10 protein-coding genes and 1 tRNA gene are annotated in these 11,687 nt (G+C 72.2%); 5 read left to right on the plus strand and 6 right to left on the minus strand.

Translation table 11 applies throughout. The annotated features are described in order from the left end of the window. Positions 1 to 753 precede the first annotated feature (753 nt). Positions 754 to 993, plus strand: coding sequence for a hypothetical protein (locus BMY19_RS16525; protein WP_100252324.1), 240 nt, complete (start codon positions 754 to 756; stop codon positions 991 to 993). A gap of 53 nt (positions 994 to 1,046) precedes the next feature. On the opposite strand, the gene BMY19_RS31645 is transcribed toward BMY19_RS16525, so the two are convergent. The 6 genes from BMY19_RS31645 to BMY19_RS16555 all read right to left on the minus strand — a co-directional run bounded on the left by BMY19_RS31645 (position 1,047) and on the right by BMY19_RS16555 (position 6,466). Continuing rightward, positions 1,047 to 1,595 carry an HD domain-containing protein gene (locus BMY19_RS31645; protein WP_100252325.1) on the minus strand — a complete coding sequence of 183 codons (549 nt, stop codon included), beginning with the start codon at positions 1,593 to 1,595 and terminating at the stop codon, positions 1,047 to 1,049. A gap of 58 nt (positions 1,596 to 1,653) precedes the next feature. Continuing rightward, positions 1,654 to 1,854 carry a hypothetical protein gene (locus BMY19_RS16535; RefSeq protein WP_056532440.1) on the minus strand — a complete coding sequence of 67 codons (201 nt, stop codon included), beginning with the start codon at positions 1,852 to 1,854 and terminating at the stop codon, positions 1,654 to 1,656. Positions 1,855 to 2,173: 319 nt separating this feature from the next. After that, positions 2,174 to 2,248 (minus strand) — tRNA-Gln (locus BMY19_RS16540). Positions 2,249 to 2,330: 82 nt separating this feature from the next. Continuing rightward, a complete protein-coding gene (locus BMY19_RS16545) occupies positions 2,331 to 3,908 on the minus strand; it encodes an aldehyde dehydrogenase (NADP(+)) (RefSeq protein ID WP_100252326.1) in 1,578 nt (525 codons plus the stop codon). 59 nt (positions 3,909 to 3,967) lie between these two features. After that, positions 3,968 to 5,638, minus strand: a complete 1,671-nt coding sequence (locus BMY19_RS16550) for a thiamine pyrophosphate-binding protein (protein ID WP_100252327.1) — start codon at positions 5,636 to 5,638, stop codon at positions 3,968 to 3,970. A gap of 129 nt (positions 5,639 to 5,767) precedes the next feature. Further along, positions 5,768 to 6,466, minus strand: coding sequence for a GntR family transcriptional regulator (locus BMY19_RS16555; RefSeq protein ID WP_244534937.1), 699 nt, complete (start codon positions 6,464 to 6,466; stop codon positions 5,768 to 5,770). Positions 6,467 to 6,658: 192 nt separating this feature from the next. On the opposite strand from BMY19_RS16555, the gene BMY19_RS16560 reads away from it, so the two are divergent. From BMY19_RS16560 to BMY19_RS16575, 4 genes are all read left to right on the plus strand, one after another. Further along, entirely contained in the window at positions 6,659 to 7,378 is a 720-nt protein-coding gene (locus BMY19_RS16560; protein WP_100252329.1) for a ribonuclease activity regulator RraA, read from the plus strand. 81 nt (positions 7,379 to 7,459) lie between these two features. Continuing rightward, complete coding sequence (locus BMY19_RS16565; protein ID WP_091977314.1) at positions 7,460 to 8,767, plus strand: MFS transporter; 1,308 nt, start codon at positions 7,460 to 7,462, stop codon at positions 8,765 to 8,767. Positions 8,768 to 8,783: 16 nt separating this feature from the next. Further along, the gene (gene araD / locus BMY19_RS16570) at positions 8,784 to 10,514 is read left to right on the plus strand and encodes an L-arabinonate dehydratase (RefSeq protein WP_091977316.1); all 1,731 of its coding nucleotides are present in this window, start codon (positions 8,784 to 8,786) and stop codon (positions 10,512 to 10,514) included. Between the two features lie 51 nt (positions 10,515 to 10,565). Next, entirely contained in the window at positions 10,566 to 11,570 is a 1,005-nt protein-coding gene (locus BMY19_RS16575) for an SMP-30/gluconolactonase/LRE family protein (RefSeq protein WP_100252330.1), read from the plus strand. Positions 11,571 to 11,687: the final 117 nt, after the last annotated feature.

An 11,687-nucleotide genomic window follows, 5' to 3' on the forward strand; every position in this document is an offset into this window, starting at 1 on the left:
CTCGGGCGCCGCGAAACCGCCTCCCGCCGAGCCGCGATGGTCTTCCGGAGTGCTGTCCCGCGCCAGGGCGGCGGGCGCCGCCCGCGTCCGCGCGTCCCGATCGCCCATCGTGCAGGAATCCGGCGCGCGGTCGAGGGCCGAGGCGGGTCGGGGCGGGACGAACGGCCGGGACCTGGAACCCGCGGCCTCGCCGCTGCCGGAACCGGGCGCCTCGTTGGGACCCGCGCCGCGGGAGCGGTGCCGCCCGCGCGACGTGCGGCAGCCTGACCGGGATGCGCGACTCCGTCACGCGGCCCGGAAGCGGGCGCGCGTCCGGCCGCAACAGGGTCGGGTTTTGCTCTAGCTGTCCGTGAGGATCGACGTGAGATCCGTGAACCCCTGGGCCTCGCTCGTGAGCAGGGCCACGAGCAGCAAGCACAGGCCGCCCAAGAGTGCGACCCCGGCCGTGGCTCCCACCAGATCCGACGTCCGAATGGTCGGCTCAGCTTGACGGCTGAACAGCAAAGCTCGCCCCTTGCGAGTGTTCGGATACGTACGGCTCACGCGATGCCCCCAGAGATCGAGGCCCCTCGTATTAACGTTCACATGATCGGCTCTTCATCCGCGCGCGAACCGCGAGCATTGTAAATCGCGTGCGCTGGCACACGTCTACGATCTGGGAAGAGGATGATTTGACCTTCCCTCGATTGTCCGGGTCTTGGTCGCGGGCGGCCGCTGCTCTTCGGGGACAGCTTCGGCCACCGGGCGCCGTTCATGCTGACGATCCTGTTCGCCGAGATATTCCGGGAGGTGCACGTCGTCTGGCCGACCTCGATCGATGACGGGCTGGTCGATCGCGTGAAGCCCGCCCCCATGCTGACCGAGATGGACGAGCGGCTTCTCCATCTGACCGTCGACGGCGGCTTCGCTGTCGCGGTGCACGCGCGCGGGAGGTTCGGCGCCGAGCTATCAGGGGTGTCGCGGCGCGGGTCGCCGCGCATGCCGCGGCCGTGACAGCGGGACGGCGCCGGTCGCGCGAAGCTTCGCCGCATGGGCAAGGTGCGGGGCTAACGCGGCCCGCTGCCTTCGACCGTCGTCGGTGAGCCGAGCCAGCCCTTCGCCGCCGCCGCCGCGCGCAGGATTGCCTTGGTCGGCTCGTACTTGAGATGAAGCCGCTCGCGGGTCTCCGGGGGCAGGAGCGCCAGACGCCCGGGATCCGAATTGTCCTCGAGGTCGGCGAGCTTGACGAGGGTCGCCCGGAGGGTGCCCACTTTCGCGATGTTGTTGATCCAGGCCGCGTAGGTGACGCGACCTCCGGGCTTCGTCAGCATGGCGACCGAGGTCAGCACGTTGTCGCTGAATCCCTCCTTGGCCAAGTCGCCGAACCCGTAGCGGGTGTCCTCGACCACATCGTGTAGCCACGCGGCCTGCAGCGCCTCGTCCCGCTCCAGGTCGGACCAGAACGGGCACCCTTCCGACAGCCCGAGCACGCCGGCAGCCACGCGCGCAAGATGCTCGATATACGGCCTGCCGGCCTTGTCGACCTGGCCGTCGTGGGCGACGGTGGCCACCGTCCGCGCATCGGCCGCGGTCCGGCGGAGGGGAGGCAGGATCACGCGGTCATCCCTTCACCGGATACGCCAGCAGGGTCGCTGTCCCGGCCATGTACCGCTCTCAGCCCGACACGAACAGCATCATCATCCGCGCCGCCGCCGCGATCTGCTCGACGGTGGCCTCCGGCATGTCGGCGACCGCCTTCTCGACGATGCTCCGGGCGATGCCGTCGTACAGGCCGATGCCCAGCGCGAACGTGCTGAGACGAACCAGCACGCTGTCGGCGATCGTCTTCCGCTTCGGATCGGGCACGTCGCTCATGTCGTCCTCGGGAAACTCATGTTGATCGCGCTCTCGGCCACGTGCGGCGCAGCGCCGGCGCGGAGGCTCCTCGCCTGAGAGCGCATTTCGATGGCCTCGGCCACGTCGACGTGGCGGCCTGTCGGGATCGTGAAGGGCTCAGCCGTCGCGGTCTCGCTCTCCACAGCGGTCGTCTCGGCCTCACGGTGCGGAGCGCCGGCGCCGGACGGCCCGCGGGCCGTTCGGGACCGTGCGGATTCTCGTGCCGCGGGGCGACACCGCGCGTTCCGGCGGACCCGCTCAGTCCCGGCACCGAAGGTCCTGTTTCCCTTGGGAAATTTGGCTGGGGCGCCAGGATTCGAACCTGGGAATGGCGGTACCAAAAACCGCTGCCTTACCACTTGGCGACGCCCCAAGGTGAGCGGAGGCTGTCTAGACGCCGCGCCCGCCCCTGGCAAGCGGCGGATCGCGGCCGTCCGGCCCCCGCCCGAAGCGGCTCAGCGGCGCTCGGGCGTGCCGTCGATCCGGCGGGGCAGGCTCAGCGGGTTGGCGGCCTGGAGCGCCGCCGGCAGCAGGGCGTCGGGGACGTCCTGGTAGCTCACCGGCCGCAGGAATCGGTCGATCGCGAGGCTGCCCACCGAGGTCGTGCGCCCGTCCGAGGTCGCCGGGTAGGGACCGCCATGCACCATGGCGTGCGCCACCTCGACGCCGGTCCCGAACCCGTCCACCAGGATCCGGCCGACGCGGCGCTCCAGGAGCGGCAGCAGGTCCCGGGCGGCCGCGTGATCCTCCGGCGCGAGGTGCAGCGAGGCCGTGAGCTGGCCCTCCAGACGCTCCAGGACCGCCCGCATCGCGGCGAAGTCCGCGCAGCGCACCACGAGCCCCGAGGCGCCGAACATCTCCTCCTGCAGCTCGGGATCCGCCAGGAACACGTCCGAGTCCGCGGCGAACAGGGTCGCCCGGCCCTGGGTCGCCCCGCCCTCCGTGCCCTCGGCGATGCGGGTGACGGCGGCGTGGCCGGCCACCCGCGCCACGGCCTCGCGGTACGCGCGCTGGATGCCGGGCGTCAGCATGGTCGCGGCCGGGCTCTCGCGCAGGGCCGCGCCGGCCGCCTCGAGGAAGGCGTCGAGACCCGGACCCGGCAGCGCCAGGATCAGGCCGGGATTGGTGCAGAACTGCCCGGCGCCGAGCGTCAGCGAGGCCGCGAAGGCCTTGCCGATCGCGGCACCCCGCGCGGCGAGCGCGCCGGGGAACAGCAGCACCGGGTTGATGCTGCTCATCTCGGCGTAGACCGGGATCGGCGACGGGCGCCCGGCCGCGATCGCCATCAGGGCGGTGCCGCCCCGGCGCGAGCCCGTGAAGCCGACGGCCGCGATCCGGGGATCGGCCACCAGCCCCTGCCCGATCGACTGGCCGGCATCGAACAGCAGCGAGAAGGTCCCCTCCGGCAGGCCGCAGGACGCAACCGCCTTCTGGACGGCGCGGCCGACGAGCTCCGAGGTGCCGGGATGGGCGGGATGGGCCTTGACCACCACCGGGCAGCCCGCCGCCAGGGCCGAGGCGGTGTCGCCCCCCGCCACCGAGAAGGCCAGCGGGAAGTTCGAGGCGCCGAACACCGCCACCGGGCCGACGGCGATCCGGCGCAGGCGCAGGTCCGGACGGGGCAGCGGCTTGCGGTCCGGAAGGGCCGGGTCGATCCGCGCCTCGACGTAGCTGCCCTCGCGGACGACGCCGGCGAACAGGCGCAGCTGGCCGACCGTCCGGGCGCGCTCGCCCTCGATCCGCGGCCGGGGCAGCCCCGTCTCGGCCATGCAGCGAGTGACGAGGTCGTCCCCGATCTCCAGGATGTTCGCGGCGATCGCTTCCAGGAAGCCGGCCCGCGCCTCCGGGTCGGTCTCGCGGAAGGTGTCGAAGGCGGCCTCGGCGAGCGCGCAGGCCCGGTCGAGGTCGCTCCGGCTCGCGCCCGGGAAGTCCGGCTCCAGGGTCTGTCCGGTGGCCGCCTCGACGGCCCGGAAGGCCGCCTCGGTGCCGCGCCGCGCCTCGGCGCCGATCAGGTTCTCGCCGCGCAGGGTCATGAGCTGCTCCTCTCGGTGGGGGTGCGGGCGGGCCGCACCGGGACGGCGCGCGGGAGCGGTCAGCCCCGCTGCGCCGCCAGGGCCTTCTCGCGGATGGCCGCGAGGGTCATGGTCGGGGTCAGCGCCTCGGGATCGACGAGGCAGTGGATCATCGCCGGCAGCCCGGAGGCGAGGCCGCGCTCGAAGGCGGGGGCGAACTCCTCGGTGCGCTCCACCCGTTCGCCGTGGCCGCCGAAGGCGCGGGCCAGCGCCGCGAAGTCGGGGTTGCGCAGCTCGGTCGCCGAGACCCGGCCGGGATACTCGCGCTCCTGGTGCATCCGGATCGTGCCGTACATGCCGTTGTCGAGCACCACGACCACGACGGCGATCCCGTACTGAACCGCGGTCGCGAATTCCTGCACGGTCATCATCACGTCGCCGTCGCCGGCGAGCGCCACGACGATCCGCTCCGGGCGGCTGCGCTTCGCCATCACGGCGGCGGGCAGGCCGTAGCCCATGGAGCCGGAGGTCGGCGCGAGCTGCGTGCCGAAGGCGCGGAACCGGTAATAGCGGTGGACCCAGGTGGCGAAGTTGCCGGCGCCGTTGCAGATCACCGCGTCCTGCGGCAGCCGCTCGCGCAGCCACGCGATCGCCGCGCCGTACTGGAACGCGCCGGGCTTCGGCTCCGGCGTCTCGGACCACGCGCAGTAGGCGGCATGGGCCTCGGCGGCGCGGCCGGTGCCGGTGGCCTCGAACTCCGGCAGGACCGCGCAGAAGGTCTCGGGCGCCGCCTCGATCGCCAGTGCCGGCTGGTAGACCCGGCCGAGCTCCGCCGCGTCGGCGTGGACGTGGACCAGCGGCAGGCCGGGATCGGGGATGCCGAGCAGGCCGTAGGACTGCGCCGGCATCTCGGAGAGGCGCCCGCCCACCATCAGCAGCAGGTCCGCCTCCCGGATCCGGGCGAGCAGCGCCGGGTTGGGCCCGATCCCGAGCTCGCCCGCGAAGTTCGGGTGGTCGGCGGGGAAGAGCTGGGCCCGCCGGAACGAGACCGCCACCGGCAGGTCGTGGCGCTCGGCCCAGGCGGCCAGGGCGGCGACGGCGCCTTCCGTCCAGCGGGAGCCGCCGAGCAGCACCACCGGCCGCCGCGCCTCCGCCAGCATGGCCCGCAGGCGCGCGACGTCGTCCCCCGACGGGGCCGGCGCGGCCGGGACGACGCGCGGCGCGTCCGGCACGGCCGCGACGTCGTCGAGCATGTCCTCCGGCAGGGCGACCACGACGGGGCCCGGGCGGCCTTGCAGCGCGACCCGGAAGGCCCGGGCGAGGATCTCCGGGATGCGCGCCGCGTCGTCGATCTCCACCGCCCACTTGGCGACGCCGCCGAACATCTGGCGGTAGTCGACCTCTTGGAAGGCCTCGCGGTCGCGCATGCGCCGGGCGATCTGGCCGACGAACAGGATCATCGGCGTCGAATCCTGGCGGGCGATGTGCACGCCGGCGGAGGCGTTGGTGGCGCCGGGCCCCCGGGTCACGAAGCAGATGCCAGGGCGGCCCGTGAGCTTGCCGGCGGCCTCGGCCATGATCGCCGCGCCGCCCTCCTGCCGGCAGACCAGCACGTCGATGCCGCTGTCGCGCAGGGCGTCGAGCACCGCGAGATAGCTCTCGCCGGGGACGCAGGTCACGCGCTCGACGCCCTGCGCGCGGAGCTGGTCGACGAGCACCTGCGCGCCGGTGCGTGGGGGCAATCCGCTCAAGCCGTTCCTCCCTGGCGCTCGGGCCGCGTCCGGGGCATGGCGCCGGGATCGGCCGTGGATCCGCCCGCCGCTGAGATGCGTCTGATATCCCAGTCTCAGGATAGGGGCGGGTTCGGGGCGGTCAACCTGTCAGACCAGGGGGCGCCGGTCGAGGGCCCGGCGTGTCATCCGGTCGAGAAAGTCGAACAGCGTCCCGATCCCGGCAAGGGCCGCCCCCGCGTCGCGCGCCGCGATGCCCGACACGATCGCCGCGTGGATCGCCGCGCAGTCCGGGAAGCTCGCGGTCGGCTCGTAGGTGTACCAGAACCGTCGCGACTGCGCGTGCAGCGCCGCCATGGTGCCGGCGAGCGTCGGGTTGCAGGCGGCGCCGACCAGCCCCTCGTGCAGGGCGCGCTTGTGCCGGAAATACGCTTCCCGGTCGCGGGCCTCCGCGGTCCGGCGCAGCCCGCCGACGCGGTCCAGCAGCCGCGCCATGTCGTCCTCGGTGCCCCGCGCGATGGCGCAGCGGGCCACGGTCTCGTCGAGGGGCCGCCGCACCTCCAGCAGCTCGAGGTGCCTGATGATGTCGACCTGGGTGACGAGGACGCCGCGGCGCGGGTGGACCTCCACGAACCCGATCGTCTTCAGCCGTGCCAGGGCCTCGCGGACCGGAGTCCGGCCGAGGCCCAGCTCCGCGCCGAGTTCGCCCTCGGAGACCATCGCGCCTGGCGCGAGGCGGCGGCTGATGATCATCTGCTCGATGGCGTCGTAGGCAGTCTCGGCCAGCGAGCGCGGCCTGCGCGCCTCCGCCGTCGAGGCGCTGCCGCCCGCAAAGTCCAATTCGGCCAAGGGCTTCCCCGTCGATCTCCGATCGGGTCGGTCGCGACCCGCGCCGGTTGACAATGGCGCGGCGCCCCGTGTTACTCAAGAGCTGGGATATCAGTCCGCGCCCAGCGCGGGCGGGAGCCAAGGCCGGCGCAAGCGACGCGTGATTGTCACCGTCCGCGGGTGCCGAGACCGAGGCCCGGGGAGGAGAAGCGGATGTCCGGGTTGTCCCCTGAGACGCCCGCCAAGCTGAAGACCGTCAGCACGGCCACGCTGATGACCGCCCTCTACAAGCGCGGCTTCCGCAACCAGATGATCCAGGGCGTTCTGCCCCTGAAGGCCGGCGGCCCGACGATGGTCGGCGAGGCCTACACCCTGCGCTACATCCCGGCCCGGGAGGACCTGAACCCGATCACGGTGTTCCGCGACCGCGCGCACCCGCAGCGCAAGGCCGTGGAGGAGTGCCCGCCCGGCGCCGTGATGGTGATCGACAGCCGCAAGGACGCGCGCGCGGCGTCCGCCGGCTCGATCCTGGCCACGCGGCTGATGGTGCGCGGCTGCGCCGGGCTCGTCACCGACGGGGGCTTCCGCGATGCCGACGAGATCGCCCGGCTCGAGATGCCGAGCTACCACGCGCGCCCGTCGGCACCGACGAACCTCACGGTCCACCAGGCGATCGACATCAACGTGCCGATCGGCTGCGGAGACGCGCCCGTCTTTCCCGGGGACGTGATCGTCGGCGACGGCGACGGCGTCGCGGTGATCCCGGCCCACCTCGCTGACGCGGTCGCCGACGAGGCCGTGGAGATGACCGCCTACGAGGATTTCGTCACCGAGGAGGTACGCAAGGGCCGCACAATCCTCGGCCTCTACCCTGCCACCGACGAGCAGAGCCTCGCCGATTTCGCCGCCTGGCGGACGCGGACCGGCCGCTGAGCGTGCCGCACCGGCCCGCTCCGGCCCGGCCCGCGATCGGCAAAGGGCCGGGACGCGTCGGATTCGGCTCGGGGGGACGCCATGGCGACGGGGTTGCGCGGGGGCGATGCGGCACCGGAGATCGAGCGGCGGACGGTCGCCAAGGTGTCGCGGCGTCTGCTGCCGCTGATCGTCCTCATCTACTTCGTCGCCTACATGGACCGGACCAACGTCGGCTTCGCGGCGTTCGGGCTGAGCCGGGAGTTCGGGTTCTCCGCCACGGTCTACGGCTGGGCGGCCGGCATCTTCTTCCTCGGCTACGTCATCTTCGAAGTGCCGAGCAACGTCCTCCTGGAGCGCGCCGGGGCGCGGCTCTGGATCGCCCGGATCATGGTCACCTGGGGGCTGGTGGCGGGCAGCATGGCGCTCATCACCGGCCCGGCGAGCTTCCTCGCCCTGCGCTTCCTGCTGGGCGTGGCCGAGGCCGGCTTCTTCCCCGGCGTGATCCTCTACTTCACCTACTGGTTCCCGAAGCGGTACCGGGCGCGCGTGGTCGCCGCGCTGTTCCTCGCGGTCCCGGGCTCGAACGCCCTCACGGCGGTGATCTCTGGGGCGCTGCTCCAGCTCGACGGGGCGCTCGGCCTGCACGGCTGGCAGTGGCTGTTCCTCCTCGAGGCGGCGCCCTCGATCCTGCTGGCCTTCGCGGTCCTGGCGCTGATGACCGACCGGCCCGAACAGGCCGCGTGGCTCACGTCCGAGGAGCGGTTGTGGCTCGGGACCGCGATCGCGGCGGAGCGGGACGGCACGGTCCGGGCCCACGGGCCCTTCACTCTGGGGCAGGTCCTGACCGACCGGCGCGTGCTCGCGCTGGGCGCGATGTACTTCAGCATCGGTACCGCCACCTACGGCATCACCTTCTTCCTGCCGCCGATCCTGAAGAGCCTGCACCTCACCGACTGGGAGACGGGGGTCGCGACGGCGGTGCCCTACGGCGTCGGGACCCTGGGCATGATCGCCTGGAGCTGGTCGTCGGACCGGCGCGACGAGCGCCGCTGGCACTTCGCGATCGCCGCGCTGGTCGCCGCCCTCGGCCTCGTCGTCTCCGGCCCCATGCTCGGCAGCCTCTGGGCGCTCGCGGCGATGTCGGTGGCCACGATCGGGCTCTACGGGAGCAAGCCCGCCTTCTGGGCGATGCCGGGGGAGTTCCTGGCCGGGCCCGCGGCCGCCGGGGGGATCGCGCTGATCAACGCGATCGGCAATCTCGGCGGCTTCGTCGGCCCCTACGTCCTGGGCTGGCTGAAGGATTACACCGGGACCTACGAGGCCGGCCTCTATTTCCTGGCGGCTTGCGCGCTCGCCGCCGCGGCGATCACGCTCGTCGCGGGCCGCCCGGCCGGGTCGAACGCGTGAGACCGGAGACAGAGCGATGACCGCGCGCAAGAAGACCCTGGAGGATCTGCGCAGCCAGCGCTGGTTCGGCGCCACCGACCTGCGCAGCTTCGGCCACCGCTCGCGCATGCTGCAGATGGGCTACGAGCGGGCGGATTTCACCGGCAAGCCGATCGTCGGCATCATCAACACCTGGAGCGACATCAACCCCTGCCACCAGCATTTCCGCGAGCGCGTCGAGCACGTGAAGCGCGGCGTCTGGCAGGCGGGCGGCTTCCCGATCGAGCTGCCGGCGCTGTCGCTGTCGGAGAACTTCGTCAAGCCGACCACGATGCTCTACCGCAACCTCCTGGCCATGGAGGTGGAAGAACTGCTGCGCCAGCACCCCGTGGACGGCGCGGTGCTGATGGGCGGCTGCGACAAGACCACGCCCGGCACGGTGATGGGCGGGATCTCCATGAACCTGCCGATGGTGTTCCTGCCGGCGGGACCGATGATGCGCGGCCATTTCGGCGGGACGATCCTGGGCTCGGGCTCGGATGTCTGGAAGTACTGGGCCGAGAAGGAGGCCGGGAACATCACCGCGCAGGAATGGAACGACATGGAGGCGGGCATCGCCCGCTCCGCCGGAACCTGTATGACCATGGGCACGGCCTCGACCATGACGGCGATCACCGAGGCCCTGGGTTTATCGCTGCCCGGTTCGGCCTCGATCCCGGCGGCCGACGCCGACCATCCGCGCATGGCCGGCGCCTGCGGCCGGCGCATCGTCGAGATGATCTGGGAAGACCTGAAGCCGTCCGACATCCTCGACCGCCGCTCGGTCGACAACGCGCTGGTGGTCCACAACGCGCTCGCCGGCTCCACCAACGCGATGATCCACCTCGTGGCCATGGCCGGTCGGGCCGGTATCCCGGTCAAGCTCACCGAGTTCGACGAGTTCGCCCAGAAGGTGCCGGTCATCGCCAACCTCCGGCCCTCGGGTCAGTGGCTCATGGAGGATTTCCACATCGCGGGCGGCATCCGCGCCCTGATGGCGCGCCTGTCCCCCCACCTCCACCTCGACGCCCGCTCGGTCACCGGAGGCACGATCGGCGACGGGCTGGCCGGCATGCGGGTGTTCAACGACGACGTGATCCGGCCGCTCGACCGGCCGATCGTCGCCATGGGCGGGACCGCGATCCTGTACGGCAACCTCGCTCCCGACGGCTGCGTGATCAAGCCGCCGGCCGCCGACCCGCGGTTGCTGCAGCACACCGGTCCCGCGCTGGTCTTCGACAGCTACGACGCGATGAGCGCGGCGGTGAACGACCTCGACCTCGACGTCACGCCCGACCACGTGATGATCCTGCGCAATGCCGGCCCGATCGGCGGCCCCGGCATGCCGGAATGGGGCATGCTGCCGATCCCCAAGGTGCTGCTCCGGCAGGGCGTGCGCGACATGGTCCGCATCTCGGACGCGCGGATGAGCGGCACGAGCTACGGCGCCTGCATCCTGCACGTGGCGCCGGAATCGGCCGCGGGCGGTCCGCTCGCGGCCGTGCGCGACGGCGACCTCATCACCGTGGACGTGCCCGGGCGGCGGATCCACCTGCACCTCGACGACGCCGAGATCGCGGCGCGGGTGAAGGCGTTCCGGCCGCCGGACCGGGCCTATCCGCGGGGCTACAACCGGCTGTTCGCCCAGCACGTGCGGCAGGCCAACGAGGGCTGCGATTTCGACTTTCTGGAGGGCGCCGGGGGGATCCCGGAACCCGAGATTCACTGACCGGCCCGAGCCGTCGGCAACAGGCGGCGGGCCCCATCACAGGGAGGTAACATGGTGACGATCGCGCGCAGGGGCCTGCTCGCCGGAGCGGCCCTGCTCGGCGCCGCGCGGGCGGCCGGGGCCGGCTGGGAGCCGTCGCAGCGGGTGCCCGATCCGGCCGTCGAGATCCTCGATCCGGCCTTCGCCAAGTACCGGCTCGCCTCGGCGACGGTCGAGCGGGTCGCCACGGGCTTCCGCTGGGCCGAGGGCCCGGTCTGGTTCGGCGACATGGGATCGCTGCTGTTCAGCGACGTGGTCAACGATCGGATCATGAAGTGGGAGGAGGCGTCCGGCGCGCTCTCGGTGTTCCGCAAGCCGTCGAACTACGCCAACGGCAACACCCGCGACCGGCAGGGCCGGCTGGTCACCTGCCAGCACAGGACCCGCAGCGTCACCCGGACCGAGCACGACGGCAGCCTGACCACGCTGATGGACCGGTTCGACGGCAAGCCGCTGAACTCGCCGAACGACGTGGTCTGCCATTCCGACGGTGCGGTCTGGTTCACCGACCCGGCCTTCGGGCCGAATCCGCACGAGTCGATGGCCGCGCCGGAGCTTCCCGGCAACGTCTACCGGATCGATCCGAGGACGGGACAGGCCAGCGTCGCGGTCGAGGGCGTGGCGGGTCCGAACGGGCTCTGCTTCTCGCCGGACGAGTCCAAGCTCTACCTCATCGAGGCGCGGGCGAAGCCGAACCGCCTGATCCGCGTCTACGACGTGGTCGAGAACGGCACCAGGACCGCGAACGGCCGCGTCTTCTACGATGCCGGGACCGGCACGCCGGACGGCTTTAGGGTCGACGTCGACGGCAATCTCTGGTGCGGCTGGGGGATGAGCGAGGCCGAGGACGGGGTCATCGTGCTCTCGCCTCAGGCCAAGCTGATCGGCCGGATCCGCTTACCGGAGCGCTGCGCCAACCTGTGCTTCGGCGGCATCAACCGCAACCTGCTGCTGATGACGGCGTCGCACTCGGTCTATTCACTATACGTGAATACGCGGGGCGCCGGGACCTGCTGAGGTTGGACGGTCGGGTCTGAACCCCCGCCGTCCTTGCGAGCGGAGCGAAGCAATCCAGGGGCGCCACGCCGACAGATGTCGTGCGGCCCTGGCTCGCTTCGCTACGCTCGCGATGAC

Origin of the sequence: Methylobacterium sp. UNC300MFChir4.1, assembly GCF_900110155.1 — a bacterium.
Classification (GTDB): Bacteria; Pseudomonadota; Alphaproteobacteria; order Rhizobiales; family Beijerinckiaceae; genus Methylobacterium.

Bases quoted from the DNA above. Each gene is read 5' to 3' on its own strand.
- BMY19_RS16525 (WP_100252324.1), top strand. From the start codon at position 754: ATGCTGACGATCCTGTTCGCCGAGATATTCCGGGAGGTGCACGTCGTC.
- BMY19_RS16535 (WP_056532440.1), bottom strand. From the start codon at position 1,854: ATGAGCGACGTGCCCGATCCGAAGCGGAAGACGATCGCCGACAGCGTG.
- BMY19_RS16545 (WP_100252326.1), bottom strand. From the start codon at position 3,908: ATGACCCTGCGCGGCGAGAACCTGATCGGCGCCGAGGCGCGGCGCGGC.
- BMY19_RS16560 (WP_100252329.1), top strand. From the start codon at position 6,659: ATGTCCGGGTTGTCCCCTGAGACGCCCGCCAAGCTGAAGACCGTCAGC.
- BMY19_RS16565 (WP_091977314.1), top strand. From the start codon at position 7,460: ATGGCGACGGGGTTGCGCGGGGGCGATGCGGCACCGGAGATCGAGCGG.
- araD (WP_091977316.1), top strand. From the start codon at position 8,784: ATGACCGCGCGCAAGAAGACCCTGGAGGATCTGCGCAGCCAGCGCTGG.
- BMY19_RS16575 (WP_100252330.1), top strand. From the start codon at position 10,566: ATGGTGACGATCGCGCGCAGGGGCCTGCTCGCCGGAGCGGCCCTGCTC.